We start from the raw sequence: 15,593 nt of genomic DNA, 5'->3' as shown, positions 1-15,593 counted from the left end.
CCGAGGGCAGGTGCACGAGCCGCCTCCGCGCCAGCACCGCGACTCACCCGCTGGCACGGCTTCGATTGGCCACCACCAGCCTCAGGGCCACCAGTTGCAACAGCGCCAGCATGGGCGCCATGACGATCCCGAGTCCCCCCAGCACCTGCGCCAGCACCGCGCCCACCAGCAGTCCGGCCAGGGCAACCACCGCCCATCCGGCCCAGCCCCGGGCGAACAGCGCCTGCAGGACCAGCGCCCCGGCAAGGTGTCCGATCCAAGAGAACATCACGGAGAAGGTCATAAGGATTCCCAACAGGCTGAGCATCATGCGCAGGCCACTGCCCTCGGGATTGCCCAGCAAGGACAAGAGGCGCCCGATGACCACCGTGGCCACGAGGCTCAGCACGATGGCGATGGCCTGCTCTCCCCAAGTCGGGGCGATCACGGCGCTGCGAAGTGGATGGGAACGGCCCGGGGCGGGCAAATCATCGGACATCAACGGCTCTCTGGCAAATCGTCGGGTCAGGATGCCGCGCCCCTCCGGGCCTGGCAACCCGCCAGAGCGTCAAAGACGCCCGCCAGCCAAGCCCCGCGCGGTATCTCCGAAAACAAGGCAGGCGGGGCGGACCGATGCCGTTCGCCCCGACCGCAAAACATCAGCCCTTGTACAGCGTCAAACGCCCGCGCCGCCCACGGTCAGCCCTTGGATCATCACCGTCGGCTGGCCGACGCCCACCGGGACCCACTGGCCCTGCTTGCCGCAGTTGCCCATGCCGGGGTCCAGCGCCATGTCGTTGCCAAGGGCGCGGATGCCCATCAGCGCCGTCGCCCCGTCACCGATCAGGGTCGCGCCCTTCACCGGCGCGCCGACCTTGCCGTTCTTCACCCGGTAGGCCTCGGTGCAACTGAACACGAACTTGCCGTTCGTCGTATCCACCTGCCCGCCGCCAAAGCCCACGGCCCAGATGCCGTCCTTCAGGTCGGCGACGATGTCGCCCGGCTCGACGTCACCGCCCATCATGTAGGTGTTGGTCATGCGCGGCATCGGGATATGCGCATAGCTCTCGCGCCGCCCGTTGCCTGTAGGTTTCACCCCCATCAGCCGCGCGTTTTGGCGGTCCTGCATGAAGCCCACCAACTTGCCGTCCTCGATCAGTACGTTCTTGCCCGAGGGCGTGCCCTCGTCATCCACGGTGATCGAGCCGCGCCGGTCGGGGATGGTGCCGTCGTCCAGCACCGTGACGCCTTTCGAGGCCACCTGCTGCCCCATCAGACCGGCGAAAACGGACGTGCCTTTGCGGTTCGCATCCCCTTCCAGCCCATGACCGATGGCCTCGTGCAGCAGGATGCCCGGCCAGCCCGGGCCGAGGACAATGTCCATCACGCCCGCAGGCGCCGGTTCCGCGTCGAGGTTCACCAGCGCGATGCGCAGCGCCTCGCGCGCCTTCGACTGCCAGTCCACCGGGTCGAGCAGCCCGTCGAGCGAGACGCGCCCGCCCCCGCCCGCCGTCCCGGCCTCGCGGCGGCCGTCCTGTTCCACGATGACCGAGACATTGACCCGCGTCATGGGGCGCACGTCCATCACCAGCCCGCCCTCGGGGCGCAGGATCGTCACCTCCTGCAACGAGGCCGCGATGGTCGCCGTCACCTGCACCACGCGGCGGTCCAGCCCGCGGGCATAGGCGTCGATCTCCTTCAGCACCTCGACCTTCACTGGAAAGCTCGCCCCGGCGATGGGATCGGCGTCCGTATAAAGGTGACGATTCGTCCCCGGAGGCGGCGGGGCCAGCACGCCACCGCCCTCTCCGACCGCCAGCCGGGCGGTTTCAGACATGCGTTTCAACGATTGTTCGGAAATTTCCGTGGCATGGGCATAGCCCGCCACCTCGCCCCGGACGGCGCGCAGCCCGAATCCCTCGGAGGCGTCATAAGAGGCCGTCTTTACCCGACCATCGTCCAATACCAGCGATTCCGAGCGCCTGCGCTCCAGGAACAGCTCGCCATCCTCCGCCCCTGCAAGGGTTTCACGCAGCTGGGCAAGGGTGCGATCCAGGTCGAGATGCGTCTCGAAAGGGCGAAAATTTTGATCTGACATCTGGACCTCGGAGTTGATCTGGATCAAGAAAGCGGCGCTTTGCCGCGGACACCATGCTTCCACGGGTGGACAGAATATGGTTTCTAGTCCGGCAGAACGCAACGGTATGCCGTGAGGGAGGAGCAGGGCGACAGAACTGCGCTCCCTCTCTGTATATCCATTGGAATTTCCGGGTCGGCGGGCCCGTGTGCAACTCGAATCGATCAGGGTAGACAGATGAACCTCAAGACGATCATGACGGGCCTCGCGGGTGCCCTCTTTGCCGCGCCGGCCATGGCGCAGGACCTGGAAATCGTGGGCCGTCCCCACCAGGGCGGCATCGGCTTCCAGCCCGCGGCCACCGAACTGGCGCGCGACCTGCAGTGGCTCGACGGCATGATCAACGTGATCATCATTGCCATCTGCCTCTTCGTGATCGCCCTGCTGGCCTTCGTCTTCGTGCGCTACAACGCCAAGGCCAACAAGACCCCGGCGTCGTTCACCCACAACACCCCGATCGAGGTGGCATGGACCATCGTGCCGATCGTCATCCTGATCTTCATCGGTGCCTTCTCGCTGCCGACGCTGTTCAAGCAGCAGGAAATCCCCGAGGCCGACATCACGATCAAGGCGACCGGCTACCAGTGGTACTGGGGCTACGAGTACGTGGGCGAGGACCTGGCCTATGACGGCAACATGATCGGCGCGCCCGCCACCGATGGCGACTACCGCAAGACCGACGACGTCATCGCGCAGTTGCAGGAAGCCGGCTACTCCGAGGACGAATGGCTGCTGGCCACCGACACCGCCGTCGTCGTGCCCGTGGGCAAGACCATCGTGGTTCAGGTCACCGGTGCGGACGTGATCCACTCCTGGACCATCCCGGCCTTCGGCGTGAAGCAGGACGCCGTCCCCGGCCGCCTCGCAGAACTGTGGTTCAAGCCGGAGCGTGAAGGCGTCTACTTCGGCCAGTGCTCCAAGCTCTGCGGCATCGCCCACGCCTACATGCCGATCACCGTGAAGGTGGTCAGCCAGGAAGCCTACGACGCATGGCTCGCCGCGTCGAAGGACGAGGGCGGCTACACCGACGTCCGCGCCGTCCTGACGAACTGAGGCAGCGGTGGGTTACAAACCCACCCTACCCCTTGATACATCCCTGGAACCCCGCCGTAGGGTGGGTTTCCAACCCACCACCCGGACCGAACTGGCGCGACCATAGCGCCCCGACCGAACCGCAAGGACATGAGACCCGCGATGAGCGACGCAAGCTTCGACACCCGCGCAGACACGCAAGAGGCCCAGTTCGGCGACTACTTCGCCCTGCTGAAGCCGCGCGTCATGACGCTCGTCGTCTTCACCGCCTTCGTCGGCCTGCTGGCGGCCCCGGTTCCGGTACACCCCTTCCTCGGCTTCTGTGCCGTGCTCTTCATCGCCCTTGGCGGCGGCGCATCCGGCGCCCTGAACATGTGGTACGACAGCGACATCGACGCCGTCATGAAGCGCACCGCAAAGCGGCCCATCCCCGCAGGCAAGGTCACTCGTGAAGAGGCCTTTGCCATCGGCATGACACTGTCGGTCTTTGCCTGCATCTTCCTTGCCTTTGCCACCAACTGGCTGGCAGGTGGCCTGCTGGCGTTCACGATCTTCTTCTACGTGGTGATCTACACCATGTGGCTGAAGCGCGCGACGCCGCAGAACATCGTCATCGGTGGCGCGGCAGGTGCCTTCCCCCCGATGATCGGCTGGGCCGCCGCGACGGGCGAGATCTCCACCGCCTCGGTGCTGATGTTCTGCCTGACCTTCCTGTGGACCCCGCCGCACTTCTGGGCGCTCGCGCTGTTCGTCCGCATGGATTACGACAATGCCACCGTGCCGATGCTGACCGTGACCCACGGCCGCAAGGCAACGCGCACGCATATCCTCGTCTACACGATCCTGCTGGCGGCCTTCGCCATCGGCCTTGGCTTTACCCAAGTCGGCGGCCCGATCTACCTCGCCACCGCGCTGGTGCTGAACGCGCTGTTCCTCAAGGGAGCGTTCGACATCTGGCGCCGGGACGAGGCCGCTTCCGAAGCGGACAACTTCAAAACCGAAAAGAGCTTCTTCAAGCTCTCGCTGCTCTACCTTTTCGCACATTTCGGCGCGATCCTGGTCGAGGCAGGCGTGACCAAGCTGGGGCTTTTCTGATGGGCATCGCACACGAACACGAACTGCACAAACGCCGCCGCTCGCGCAATGTCGGGCTGGGTTTGGTGCTGGGCACCTTCATCCTGATCGTCTTCGGCATGACCATCGCCAAGGTGAACCGTGGCGATTTCGTCATGGACCCCCAGCCGGGCGCGGCGACCCAGACCACCGGAAACGGAGGAACGAATGGCTCTTGATCCAAAGACGAAAACCCTCGCCCAGACGCTTGGCGTCGTGGTGACCATGGGCGCGCTGGCCTGGGCCTCCGTGCCCGCCTACAACTGGTTCTGCTCCGTCACCGGCTTTGGCGGCACCCCGCTTGTGGCCGAGGAAGGCACCCAGCGCGCGATCCTCGACAAGACCATCAAGGTGAAGTTCGACGCCTCGAAAGAGCGTGACATGCCGTGGGAATTCAAACCCATGCAGACCGAGATGACCGTCCGCATCGGCGAAGAGGGCCTGGCCTTCTACGAGGCCTACAACCCCACCGACCGCCCCGTCGCCGGTCAGGCCGCCTACAACGTCGCCCCCTTCCAGGCGGGTGGCTTCTTCAACAAGATCGAATGCTTCTGCTTCACCGAGCAGGTGCTGCAACCGGGCGAGCGCGTGCAGATGCCCGTCAGCTTCTTCGTCGATCCCGAGATCGTCGATGACCCGGACGCGAAGTACACCAAGCACATCACGCTCTCCTACACCTTCTACGAGATCGACCTGCCCGAAGACCAGCAGGCCGCCCTCGACACCGGGGCCGTCACTGGCCCTGCAAATCAAAACGATGCGAAGGCATCGGTGAACTAACGCCTGAACTGAGGGAACCCCATGGCGCATGCAAAAAACCACGACTACCACATCCTGAGCCCCTCCATCTGGCCGCTGCTTGGCGCGCTGTTCGGGTTCATCATGCTGTTCGGTGCCGTTGCCTGGATGTCGGGCGGCGCAATGACCATCCTGTTCGAATCGATCACGCTGGAAGGCCCCTGGCTGTTCCTGATCGGCTTCGTCGGCGTGCTCTACACGATGTTCGGCTGGTGGGGCGAAACGATCAAGGAAAACGGCATCGGTGACCACACGCCCGTCGTCCTGATCGGCCTGCGCTACGGCTTCATCCTGTTCATCATGTCCGAAGTGATGTTCTTCTTCGCGTGGTTCTGGTCCTTCTTCAAGCACGCCCTCTACCCGATGGGCCCGGACAGCCCGAAGATCGACGGCGTCTTCCCGCCTGCAGGCATCGAGACCTTCGACCCCTGGCACCTGCCGCTGATCAACACGCTGATCCTGCTGTGCTCCGGTGCGGCGGCGACCTGGGCGCACCACGCGCTGGTGCACGGCAACAAGCGTGACGAGATCAAGCAGGGTCTGACCATCGCGATCCTGCTGGGCCTGCTGTTCACCGTGCTGCAAGCCTACGAATACTCGCACGCCGCCTTCGGCTTTGCCGGGAACATCTACGGCGCGAACTTCTTCATGGCGACCGGCTTCCACGGCGCGCACGTGATCATCGGGACCATCTTCCTGTTCATCTGCCTGCTGCGTGTCTACAAGGGTCACTTCACCCCGGAAAACCACCTCGGGTTCGAAGCCGCCGCATGGTACTGGCACTTCGTGGACGTGGTCTGGCTCTTCCTGTTCGCCTCGATCTACGTCTGGGGCCAATAAGCACACCGCTAGGGTTTGAAATCAGGGGCGCGTCCGACAGGCCGCGCCCCTTTTCATTGCGCGGCGCCTCTGCACGACAGGTTGAATTCGCCGCCATATCCGACTACCGAAGCAGCCATTCGACGGGCGCGCCTTGCGCCCGGCCACCACTGTCAGGGAGGGATCATGCGGCCAGTCACGGCAACTGTTCTTGCAGCGCTCTGCATGGCCGGGCTGCCTTTCGGCGCTGTCGGTCAGTCTCCCTCGGCCGCAGATCTGGACCGCAAGGCGCGGATCGAAGCAACCGCCGCCGTTCCCACGCAGGCGCAACTGGACCGCAAGGCGCGCTCTATCGCGCGTTTGCAGGCCGAAGGCGTACCCACGGTCGCTCACCTGCCGGCGATCTCGAGCGAGGCCGACAGCCTGCGCCGCACGACGGACGCCGTGGCGCAGCGGGCCATCGGTCTGATGATCCATGCCGTTCTGGGCGAGACCGGCGATCAGGAGCTGATCGCCAACCTCCTGGACCAATTCGACGCACATGATTTCCTGACCCCGGCCGAGCGGGCATTGCTTGACGTCGATCCTCTGTCACAGCGACAACGCACGGACGCCGCATGGCGCTACGAAGGGGTCGAGGTGCTGCTCTGGGCCGTCGGATTGCTCGATGATCTCAGCCCCGCTGACACGATCACCGATGTCCCGGCGCTGGCCACGCTGTTCCGCGAAGAGGGCACCGAAGGTGTTCTCGCCCGCGCGCGCCTGCGTCCGCAATCCGAAATCCTCGATGCCGCCGACTATGTCTATCGCCTGCATTGGGCTGTGACCGAAGCCCGCCTGAACGGCACACCGTCCCCGGACAATGTCGATCCCAGCGTGGTCTACGAACGCCATTACGCCCTGAACTGGCTGATCGGCTACGCGGGGCTGTCGTGGGACAACATGGCCACCGACACCTGAAAGACCACCATGAACAAACGCCTCATCGCCCCTGCCCTCATCGGCCTTCTCGGCGCCGCCACGCTGGCCTACCTCGGCACCTGGCAGGTGCAGCGCCTGTCGTGGAAGCAGGACATCCTCACGCAGATCGACGCGACCATCGCGGGCGATCCGCAACCGCTGCCAGTGATGATCGACCCGACCGAACAGAAATACATGCCGCTTGCCCTCTCCGGCACCATCGAGGAGGGCGCGCTTTACGTCCTCGTATCGGCCAAGTTCGTGGGTGCCGGCTGGCGCGTCGTGTCCCCCTTCCAGACGGAAGATGGCCGCCGGGTGCTGCTGGACCGGGGCTTCATCCCCGACGACCGCAAGTCCGCGCCGCTCTACGCGGGTCCCGCCGAGGTCACCGGCAACCTGCACTGGCCGGACGAACGCACCTCTTCGACCCCGGACAACGACGTGGCCAAGAACACGTGGTTCGCCCGCGACATTGCCGCCATGTCCGACCAACTGAACACCGAACCGCTGCTGGTCGTCGCCCGCGCCATCGACCCGGCGGACGAGGGGTTCACCCTGATGCCGGTGGACAGTTCCGGCATTCCGAACGATCACCTGAATTACGCCATCACCTGGTATTCGCTGGGCATCGTATGGCTCCTGATGACCGGCGTCTGGATGCGCCGTATCGCGAAAGGCACTGACTGATGCGTTACATCTCCACCCGTGGGCAGGCCCCTGCCCTGACCTTCGAAGACGCGATGCTCTCCGGTCTCGCCCGTGACGGCGGCCTCTACGTGCCCGAAACGATCCCGCAGATGTCCGCCGACGACATTCGCGCCCTGAACGGCCTGTCGTACGAGGAAATCGCCTTTCGCGTGATGCGGCCCTATGTCGGCGACGGCTTCACCGACGAGGTCTTTGCCGACCTGATCGCCAAGGCTTATGCCGGGTTCGGCCACAACGCCCGAGCGCCGCTGGTACAGCTGGCGCCGAACCACTTCCTGCTGGAGCTGTTCCACGGCCCGACACTGGCGTTCAAGGACTTCGCGATGCAGCTGATCGGTCAGCTGTTCCAGGAGGCGCTGGAGCGGCGCGGCGAGCGCGTGACCATCGTCGGCGCCACCTCCGGCGACACCGGATCGGCCGCCATCGAGGCCTTCAAGGGCTTGGACAATGTCGACGTCTTCATCCTCTTCCCGCATGGCCGCGTGTCCGAGGTGCAGCGCCGCCAGATGACCACGCCGTCCGAGTCAAACGTGCACGCGCTGGCCGTAGATGGCCATTTCGACGACTGCCAGGCGCGGCTGAAAGACATGTTCAACCACTTCGAGTTCCGCGACAGCGTGCGCCTCGCCGGGGTGAACTCGATCAACTGGGCACGCGTTTTGGCCCAGGTGGTCTACTACTTCTCCTCCGCCGTCAGCCTCGGCGCACCGGACCGCAAGGTCTCCTTCACCGTGCCAACCGGCAACTTCGGCGATATCTTCGCAGGCTACATTGCGAAAAAGATGGGCTTGCCCATCGACCGCCTGATCGTCGCCACCAACCAGAACGACATCCTGCACCGCTGCCTGTCGTCGGGCGATTACCACACCTCCGAGGTGCACCCGTCGATCTCGCCGTCGATGGACATCCAGGTCAGCTCGAATTTCGAACGCGCGCTGTTCGACGCCTATGACCGCGACGGCGCGGCGGTGGCGCAGCTGATGGACGAGTTGAAACAGGGCGGTTTCTCCGTCTCCCAAGGCGCGTTGCAGGCCCTGCGTGAACACTTCGACTCCGGAGCCGTGACCGAGGCGCAGACCCTCGACACCATCCTGCTGGCGAACACCACCATGGGTGAACTGCTGTGTCCGCATTCCGCCGTGGGCGTCCGCGTGGGCGAAGCCCTGCGCAAGCCCGAAGTGCCGATGATCACGCTCGCCACGGCGCATCCGGCGAAATTCCCCGACGCCGTCGAGAAGGCCAGCGGCATCCGCCCGCCCCTTCCCAACCGCATGGCAGACCTGTATGAGCGACCGGAACGCGTGACCCGGGTCGCCAACGACCTCGCCGCGCTGGAATCCCTCGTGCAGGAGCGTATCAACAAGTGACCGTCCAACTCTCCACGCTCTCCAACGGCCTGCGGGTCGTCACCGAACACATGCCCTCGATGGAATCCGCCGCCCTCGGGCTGTGGATCACCGCAGGCGGACGGCACGAGCGTGCAGAGCAGAACGGCATCGCCCATTTCCTCGAACACATGGCGTTCAAGGGCACGACCTCGCGGACGGCCCTGCAGATCGCCGAACAGATCGAGGACGTGGGCGGCTACATCAACGCCTATACCTCGCGCGAGGTGACCGCCTATTACGCCCGCGTGCTGAAGGCGGACACGGCGCTGGCGGTGGACGTGCTGTCGGACATCCTGCTGAATCCGATCTTCGACCAGAAGGAGATCGAGACCGAGCGCCACGTAATCCTGCAGGAAATCGGCCAGGCGCATGACACGCCCGACGACGTGATCTTTGACTGGTTGCAGGAAAAGGCCTACCCGGATCAGCCCATCGGCCGCACCATCCTGGGCGAGGCCGCGCGGGTGAAATCCTTTGGCCGCAGCGACCTGCAAACCTTTGTCGAGGAACATTACGGCCCCGGGCAGATGATCCTGTCGGCGGCGGGTGCCGTGGATCACGACGCGCTGGTCGCTCAGGCGGAACGGCTCTTCGGCGACCGCCCGGCCCGCCCCTCGCACGCCGCAAGTGCCGCCAGCTTTCACGGCGGCGAGGCGCGCAAGGTCAAGGACCTCGAACAGGCGCATATGGCGCTGGCCTTCGAGGCCCCCGGCTACCGCGACCCCGCCTTCTACACGGCGCAGATTTACGCGATTGCGCTGGGGGGCGGCATGTCCTCGCGCCTCTTCCAGGAAATCCGCGAGAAACGTGGCCTCTGCTACACGATCTTCGCCCAGTCCGGGGCCTATGCCGACACCGGCATGACGACGATCTACGCCGGCACCTCGGGCGAGGAACTGGCGGACCTCACGACGCTGACCATCGACGAGATGAAGCGCGCCGCCGAGGACATGTCCGACGCCGAGATCGAGCGCGCCCGCGCCCAGATGAAGGCGGGTCTGCTGATGGGTCTCGAAAGCCCGTCGAGCCGCGCCGAGCGCATGGCCCGCATGATCCAGATCTGGGGCAAGGTTCCCGCCATCGAAGAAACCGTCGCCCGCATCGACGCCGTCACCCGCGCCGACGTGCTGGGTTTTGCCGAACAGCAGGCATCGACCTCCGCCGCCGCGCTGGCGCTGTACGGTCCCGTCTCCGCCGCGCCCTCGCTCGAGGAGATCGCTGCCCGGCGGGCCGCCTGATGCTGGCTTTCCGGCGCAAGCTGCGGATCGAGACCGACCGCCTGACCCTGCGCCCGCCGCTGCATTCGGACTTCAACGCCTGGGTCTCGATCCGCGATGAAAGCCGCGACTACCTGACCCCTTGGGAACCAACCTGGTCCCCGGACCACCTGTCGCGCAAGGCGTTTACCAACCGCGTCACTTGGGCCACTCGCTCGATCCACGGCGGCACGGCGGTGCCGCTGTTCCTTGTGCGACGCGCCGATGACGCGCTGATCGGGGCGATCACGCTGGACAACATCCGCCGAGGTCCGGCTCAGGCGGGAACGCTGGGCTACTGGACCGGACAACGCTACGCCCGCAACGGCTACATGGCCGAAGCCATCGCCGCCGTGACCCACCACGCCTTCGAAAAACTGGGGCTGTCACGCTTGGAGGCCGCCTGCCTGCCGGAAAACGCCGCCTCGCGCGGGCTGCTGGAACGCTCCGGCTTCAAATATGAAGGTGTGGCGCAAAGCTACCTGCAGATCAACGGCCGCTGGCGCACCCACGTCCTTTACGCCTGCCTGCGCTTGGACCGCCGCGGCCGCACCGACGCGGGCTGAGCACGCAAATCCAACTCGCATGGGGGCTCTGCCCCCGTCTCCTTCGGAGACTCCCCCGAGGGTATTTGGAAAACCAAAGAAGCAGGGGCAAGCGCGTTTCTTCTTTGGTTTCGTAAATACCCTCGGGGGAGGCCGCAGGCCGGGGGCAGCGCCCCCTCTGTCCTTGACATGGGCACGGCACCGTCAAACTGTTCTCCCAAGGCGCGCAGCCGCCACGGGAGGACACAGATGACACAACTCGACCGGATGGGTTTTCCCATCCCCGACGACGCGCGCGAGTTGCGCGAGATGATGCTGCGCTTCGGCGCAGAGGAATGCGCCCCCGGTGCGGCCGAACGCGACCGGACCCACGCTTTTCCGGCTAAGCAGATCGACGCCCTCGCACGCCTCGGGGCCATGGCGATGAAAACGCCCGAGGAGGATTTCGGCCCCGGCGTCTCGAACCTCGGCTATGCCCTCGCCATCGAGGCGCTGGCCCGCCATGATGCCTCCATCTGCGTCGTCACAGTGGCCTCGAACCTCGCGGGAGCGATTCTGGCGCAGCAGTGCACGTCGGAGCAGAAACGACGCTACCTGCATCCGGCCGCAAAGGGCGAGTTCGGCGCGCTCAGCTTTGCCCTGACCGAGCCGGGCGCCGGGTCGGATGCCGCCAACATAAAGACAACGGCACGCCGCACCGCCGCCGGCTGGTCCCTCACCGGGACCAAGCAATGGATCACCGGGGCATCCAACGCCAAGCTGTTCCTCGTCTTCGCCCGGATCCCAGACGAGGGCGACCGCGCTATCGGCTGTTTCGCTGTCGAGGCGGGCACGCCCGGCTTCTCCCTCGGTCGGATCGAGGACAAGATGGGCCTCACCTCCTCCGGCACCGCCATGCTGCACTTCGATGGCGTCGAAATCCCCGAACATGCGCTGATCGGCGCGCCCGGCGCGGGGTTGAAGGTAGCGCTGTCCGCCATCGCTCCCTCCCGCGTCGCCATCGCCGCCGAATCCATCGGCATCGCCGAACGCGCTTTTGAGCTGGGCCGCGACTATGCGCGCGAAAGACAGGCCTTTGGCCAGCCCCTCGCCGGGTTCCAGAACACCCGATTCATCCTCGCCGACGCCCGCACCCAGCTGGATCAGGCTTGGCTGCTGATGCTGCGCGCCGCCACCATGCTGGATCAGGGCGTGCCGATCCGCGCCGAGGCCAGCATGGCCAAGCTCGCCGCCTCCGAGACCTGTGGCCGCGTCGTGGACGCCATGCTCCAGCTGCACGGCGGCAACGGCTATGCCCGCGACTACGAGATCGAGCGCCTTTATCGCGACGCCCGCGTGATGCGCATCTTCGAAGGCACCTCCGAGGTGCAGCGCGACGTCATCGCCCGCGACATCCTGTGAAAATGCGTAGGGCGGGGTTCTCCCCGCCTTCCCCTGCCTGAAACGCGCGCGCTCACCGCATCGTGAGAAACCGCCGTGCAGGCATCGCTTTGGCAGATGCGCCGCCCTTGCTACGCTCGGACGCAACACAACAAGGAGCCGGACGCCATGCAGACGTTACTTCGCCTCGCCGCGCTGCTCACCCTTGCAGCCACCGCTGCTACCGCACAGGACCGCCGACCGTCCCACTGCATCGCCATCGCTGACGCGGCCCCCGGCCTAGAATACCTGCACAAGGCCGCGTGGTCCGCCCCCGTCCCCGACTTCACCGTGCGCCTTCATTATATCAGCCACGCCAGCTTCCTGCTGCAAACCCCCGGGGGCATGAACGCCGTCACGGATTTCACTGGCTTCATCGGCAACGTCGACCTGATCCCCGACGTGGTCACCATGAACCACGCCCATGACACCCACTGGACCGCTGCGCCCGACCCAGCCATTCCGCATCCGCTGAAAGGATGGGGAGAGCCCTTCGGCACCGGCATCGACCACCACCTCGACCTGGGCGAGATGCTGGTGCGCAATGTCTCCACCGACATCCGCTCGCCCTATGGCGGGACGGAACCCAAGGGCAATTCCATCTTCGTCTTCGAGGTCGAGGGCCTCTGCATCGGCCACCTCGGGCACCTGCACCACATCCCGACCGATGACCAATACGCCGCGCTCGGGCGGCTCGACGTGGTCATGGTCGCCGTCGACGGTGGCATGACGCTGCCGATCCGCGACGTGGTCACCATGCTGGAACGGCTGCGCTCCTCCGTGGTGATCCCGATGCACTGGTTCTCGGATTACGGGCTGTCCACCTTCCTCGCGCAGATCGGCGAGAGCTTCGAGATCGACCGCCGCGACGAGTCGTCCCTCGAAATCTCCCTCCGCACCCTGCCAAAACGCCCCACCGTGGTCGTGCTGCAACCGCGCTACCTGCGCGACTGACCTTCCCAAAACCACGCCTCTGCCCTATCCCCTGCGGGACAGGAGGACCCGCGCATGACCCTTTCCCCCGCCACCGACGCCTTTGCCGAGAGCCTCGCGGCGCAACTGCCCGCCGACACCCTGCGTCGCCCGGAGCCGCGCCACCTCGAGGAACCGCGCGGCAAGTGGCAAGGCTCGTCCACATGGCTCGCCCTGCCCCGTACCACGCAGGACGTCGCCACCATCCTGCGCGCCTGCAACGCCGCCCGCGTGGGCCTGATCCCCTATGGTGGCGGCACCGGCCTCGTCGGCGGACAACTCGCTCCCGAGGGCGCGCCCCTTCTGCTCTCCATCGAACGCATGACCGCCATCCGTGACCGCCACCCCGATGAAAATACCCTCACGGCCGAGGCCGGCGCGATCCTCGATGACATCCATACAGCCGCCGAAGCCGTGAACCGCCTGTTTCCGCTATCATTGGCCTCGCAAGGATCGGCGCGCATCGGAGGGCTGCTCTCGACGAACGCGGGCGGCATCAACACCTTGCGCTACGGCAATGCGCGTGACCTCGTGCTGGGCCTCGAAGCGGTGCTGCCCGACGGCCAGATCTGGAACGGCCTCAAGCGCCTGCGCAAGGACAACACCGGCTACGACCTGCGCCACCTGCTGATCGGCGCCGAAGGCACGCTCGGCGTCATCACCGCCGCCAGCCTGAAGCTGTTTCCGCGCCCCGCCGCCACCGGCACGGCCTTCTTCGCCACGCCAACCCCGGACGCCGCCCTGAAACTTCTCTCCCTCGCCCGCGACCTGCTCGGCGACACCATTCAGGCCTTCGAACTGATCCACCGCCAAGGCCTCGACTTCCTCGCCGAAACCCTGCCCGACATCCGCCGCCCGTGGGACAGCCCGCCCGACTGGTCCGTCCTGATCGAGATCGGCACCGGACCCGACACCGACCCGACACGCGCGCTCGAATCCCTCTTCGAGGCTGCGCTCGACGCGGGCCTCTCCGACGACGGCCTCATCGCCCAGTCACAGCAACAACGCATGGACTTCTGGAACGTGCGCGAACACATCCCCGAGGCCAACCGCCGCATCGGCGCCATCGCCAGCCACGACATTGCGCTGCCCCTCTCCGCCATTCCCGCCTTCATCCCCGAAGCCAAGGCCCAACTCTCCGCGATAGGCGCCTTCCGCATCAACTGCTTCGGCCACATGGGTGACGGCAACCTGCACTTCAACGTCTTCCCCCTGCCCGGCCACACCCGCGCAGATTACAAACACCAGGCCACGGCCATCACCACCTGCGTGCACGATCTGACACACGCCATGGGAGGCTCCGTCAGTGCAGAGCACGGCATCGGACGCCTCAAGACCGCCGATCTCACCCGCTACGGTGATCCGGCAAAACTCAGCGCCATGCACGCGATCAAGCAGGCGCTCGACCCGAACGGCATCATGAACCCGGGCGCTGTCCTGCCAGCGTGACCACCCGGATCGGGCCCCTCCCCTTCATCTTGATGAAAATACCTCGGAGGCGTGGAGGCAGCGCCTCCGCAGCGCCCGGTACGGGCGCTTTTCGCGGCCGCAGGCCGCGCCGATCGCCGCGCGCCAGCGCGGCGAAACCGACGCCACATCACTGCGTCACCCGGAACACGCAACCATCAGACACCAACTCCGGCGGTGTCAGGCACAGGCCTCGCGCCACCTCGAAGGCCGCCAGCACCTTCGGCACGTAATCGCGCGTCTCTGCATAGTCCGGCACGCCGCCATGCGCGCCGATGGAATTTTCTCCGGCATTGTAGCCCGCCAGCACGAGGATCGGGTCGCCGTCGAACTTCTCCATCAGGAAATCGAGGAAGCGGATGCCACCGCGCATATTATCCAGCGGATCCAACGCATCGGTCACACCGAACCGCTCCGCCGTCGCGGGCATCAGCTGCATCAGCCCCTGCGCCCCGGCCTTGCTCAGGGCATCCGTGCGCCCGCCCGATTCCACTGTTATCACCGCCAGCGCCAGCGCGGGCGAAACACGTGTCCCCACCGTCTCGCGCAGCAGGTCCAACCCATGCCGTGCCGCGATATCCTGCACGTCCTGCAAACGCGGCGCGGCGACCCGTGCGCCACCCGGCCCCTTGCCCAGGGTCTGCAACGCAGGCATCAGCCGCCCCGGCGTGCTTGCCTCGGCGGCCGGCGACACCGCATCCCAGAACCAAGCATAGGCAGCGGTCGGACGGACCTGCGGTGCGACCGCCACCGCATCCGTCACATCACCCGTCACGTCACCGGTCGGGGCCTTGGCCACGGGCAGCGGCGGCACGGATGGATTCGCACGCGGCGCCACCTGCACCGTTATGCGTTTTTCGCCCGGTTTGGGCGGTTTGATCCGACGTGCGGAAAAGTCGGTAAATCCCTGCTGTGCCTCGACAGAACAAGGCAAACCAAGCGTGGCGACCAGAATCGCCATCATCCAAAACCGGGGTCCCATGGGCTGCTCGATCCCTCT

General features: G+C 65.8%; 16 protein-coding genes. 13 read left to right on the top strand and 3 right to left on the bottom strand.

Annotation, left to right across the window (positions count from 1 at the left end):
- Positions 1-43: 43 nt before the first annotated feature.
- Positions 44-478, bottom strand: coding sequence for a hypothetical protein (locus ACP16H_RS20000; RefSeq protein WP_425074014.1), 435 nt, complete (start codon positions 476-478; stop codon positions 44-46).
- A 177-nt stretch (positions 479-655) separates the two neighbouring features.
- Entirely contained in the window at positions 656-2,077 is a 1,422-nt protein-coding gene (tldD, locus tag ACP16H_RS19995) for a metalloprotease TldD (RefSeq protein WP_425074013.1), read from the bottom strand.
- A 216-nt stretch (positions 2,078-2,293) separates the two neighbouring features.
- Here tldD and coxB point away from each other — a divergent pair, with 216 nt between their 5' ends.
- The 13 genes from coxB to ACP16H_RS19930 all read left to right on the top strand — a co-directional run bounded on the left by coxB (position 2,294) and on the right by ACP16H_RS19930 (position 14,575).
- Complete coding sequence (gene coxB / locus ACP16H_RS19990) at positions 2,294-3,169, top strand: cytochrome c oxidase subunit II (RefSeq protein WP_425074012.1); 876 nt, start codon at positions 2,294-2,296, stop codon at positions 3,167-3,169.
- Between the two features lie 141 nt (positions 3,170-3,310).
- Positions 3,311-4,243, top strand: a complete 933-nt coding sequence (gene cyoE / locus ACP16H_RS19985; protein ID WP_425074011.1) for a heme o synthase — start codon at positions 3,311-3,313, stop codon at positions 4,241-4,243.
- Entirely contained in the window at positions 4,243-4,440 is a 198-nt protein-coding gene (locus ACP16H_RS19980) for a hypothetical protein (RefSeq protein ID WP_425074010.1), read from the top strand. Before cyoE ends, ACP16H_RS19980 begins: the two co-directional genes overlap by 1 nt.
- Positions 4,430-5,041, top strand: coding sequence for a cytochrome c oxidase assembly protein (locus tag ACP16H_RS19975; RefSeq protein ID WP_425074009.1), 612 nt, complete (start codon positions 4,430-4,432; stop codon positions 5,039-5,041). The genes ACP16H_RS19980 and ACP16H_RS19975 overlap by 11 nt, the downstream gene beginning before the upstream one ends.
- A gap of 21 nt (positions 5,042-5,062) precedes the next feature.
- Complete coding sequence (locus ACP16H_RS19970; protein WP_425074008.1) at positions 5,063-5,899, top strand: cytochrome c oxidase subunit 3; 837 nt, start codon at positions 5,063-5,065, stop codon at positions 5,897-5,899.
- Positions 5,900-6,064: 165 nt separating this feature from the next.
- Positions 6,065-6,838, top strand: a complete 774-nt coding sequence (locus ACP16H_RS19965) for a DUF4272 domain-containing protein (protein WP_425074007.1) — start codon at positions 6,065-6,067, stop codon at positions 6,836-6,838.
- A gap of 9 nt (positions 6,839-6,847) precedes the next feature.
- Positions 6,848-7,525 (top strand): SURF1 family protein, encoded by a 678-nt coding sequence (locus tag ACP16H_RS19960; RefSeq protein ID WP_425074006.1) that lies wholly within the window; start codon positions 6,848-6,850, stop codon positions 7,523-7,525.
- Positions 7,525-8,913 carry a threonine synthase gene (gene thrC / locus ACP16H_RS19955; RefSeq protein WP_425074005.1) on the top strand — a complete coding sequence of 463 codons (1,389 nt, stop codon included), beginning with the start codon at positions 7,525-7,527 and terminating at the stop codon, positions 8,911-8,913. Before ACP16H_RS19960 ends, thrC begins: the two co-directional genes overlap by 1 nt.
- The gene (locus ACP16H_RS19950) at positions 8,910-10,172 is read left to right on the top strand and encodes a M16 family metallopeptidase (protein ID WP_425074004.1); all 1,263 of its coding nucleotides are present in this window, start codon (positions 8,910-8,912) and stop codon (positions 10,170-10,172) included. The genes thrC and ACP16H_RS19950 overlap by 4 nt, the downstream gene beginning before the upstream one ends.
- Entirely contained in the window at positions 10,172-10,756 is a 585-nt protein-coding gene (locus tag ACP16H_RS19945; protein WP_425074003.1) for a GNAT family N-acetyltransferase, read from the top strand. Before ACP16H_RS19950 ends, ACP16H_RS19945 begins: the two co-directional genes overlap by 1 nt.
- Before the next feature lie 228 nt (positions 10,757-10,984).
- Entirely contained in the window at positions 10,985-12,136 is a 1,152-nt protein-coding gene (locus ACP16H_RS19940; RefSeq protein ID WP_425074002.1) for an acyl-CoA dehydrogenase family protein, read from the top strand.
- A 147-nt stretch (positions 12,137-12,283) separates the two neighbouring features.
- The gene (locus tag ACP16H_RS19935) at positions 12,284-13,108 is read left to right on the top strand and encodes an MBL fold metallo-hydrolase (protein ID WP_425074001.1); all 825 of its coding nucleotides are present in this window, start codon (positions 12,284-12,286) and stop codon (positions 13,106-13,108) included.
- A 54-nt stretch (positions 13,109-13,162) separates the two neighbouring features.
- Positions 13,163-14,575, top strand: a complete 1,413-nt coding sequence (locus ACP16H_RS19930) for an FAD-binding oxidoreductase (protein WP_425074000.1) — start codon at positions 13,163-13,165, stop codon at positions 14,573-14,575.
- A 148-nt stretch (positions 14,576-14,723) separates the two neighbouring features.
- On the opposite strand, the gene ACP16H_RS19925 is transcribed toward ACP16H_RS19930, so the two are convergent.
- Entirely contained in the window at positions 14,724-15,554 is an 831-nt protein-coding gene (locus ACP16H_RS19925) for a lytic transglycosylase domain-containing protein (RefSeq protein ID WP_425074072.1), read from the bottom strand.
- Positions 15,555-15,593: the final 39 nt, after the last annotated feature.

It is taken from the genome of Sagittula sp. S175 (assembly GCF_049800975.1).
In the GTDB taxonomy this organism is placed as follows: Bacteria; Pseudomonadota; Alphaproteobacteria; order Rhodobacterales; family Rhodobacteraceae; genus Sagittula.
This window is presented reverse-complemented; position numbering and strand designations above follow the sequence as displayed.

Excerpts from the sequence above, each read along its gene's own strand:
- ACP16H_RS19965 (WP_425074007.1), top strand. The coding sequence starts at position 6,065 with ATGCGGCCAGTCACGGCAACTGTTCTTGCAGCGCTCTGCATGGCCGGG.
- ACP16H_RS19975 (WP_425074009.1), top strand. The coding sequence starts at position 4,430 with ATGGCTCTTGATCCAAAGACGAAAACCCTCGCCCAGACGCTTGGCGTC.
- cyoE (WP_425074011.1), top strand. The coding sequence starts at position 3,311 with ATGAGCGACGCAAGCTTCGACACCCGCGCAGACACGCAAGAGGCCCAG.
- thrC (WP_425074005.1), top strand. The coding sequence starts at position 7,525 with ATGCGTTACATCTCCACCCGTGGGCAGGCCCCTGCCCTGACCTTCGAA.
- ACP16H_RS19945 (WP_425074003.1), top strand. The coding sequence starts at position 10,172 with ATGCTGGCTTTCCGGCGCAAGCTGCGGATCGAGACCGACCGCCTGACC.
- ACP16H_RS19940 (WP_425074002.1), top strand. The coding sequence starts at position 10,985 with ATGACACAACTCGACCGGATGGGTTTTCCCATCCCCGACGACGCGCGC.
- ACP16H_RS19930 (WP_425074000.1), top strand. The coding sequence starts at position 13,163 with ATGACCCTTTCCCCCGCCACCGACGCCTTTGCCGAGAGCCTCGCGGCG.
- ACP16H_RS19925 (WP_425074072.1), bottom strand. The coding sequence starts at position 15,554 with ATGGCGATTCTGGTCGCCACGCTTGGTTTGCCTTGTTCTGTCGAGGCA.
- ACP16H_RS19960 (WP_425074006.1), top strand. The coding sequence starts at position 6,848 with ATGAACAAACGCCTCATCGCCCCTGCCCTCATCGGCCTTCTCGGCGCC.
- tldD (WP_425074013.1), bottom strand. The coding sequence starts at position 2,077 with ATGTCAGATCAAAATTTTCGCCCTTTCGAGACGCATCTCGACCTGGAT.
- ACP16H_RS19935 (WP_425074001.1), top strand. The coding sequence starts at position 12,284 with ATGCAGACGTTACTTCGCCTCGCCGCGCTGCTCACCCTTGCAGCCACC.
- ACP16H_RS19970 (WP_425074008.1), top strand. The coding sequence starts at position 5,063 with ATGGCGCATGCAAAAAACCACGACTACCACATCCTGAGCCCCTCCATC.
- ACP16H_RS19980 (WP_425074010.1), top strand. The coding sequence starts at position 4,243 with ATGGGCATCGCACACGAACACGAACTGCACAAACGCCGCCGCTCGCGC.
- coxB (WP_425074012.1), top strand. The coding sequence starts at position 2,294 with ATGAACCTCAAGACGATCATGACGGGCCTCGCGGGTGCCCTCTTTGCC.
- ACP16H_RS20000 (WP_425074014.1), bottom strand. The coding sequence starts at position 478 with ATGTCCGATGATTTGCCCGCCCCGGGCCGTTCCCATCCACTTCGCAGC.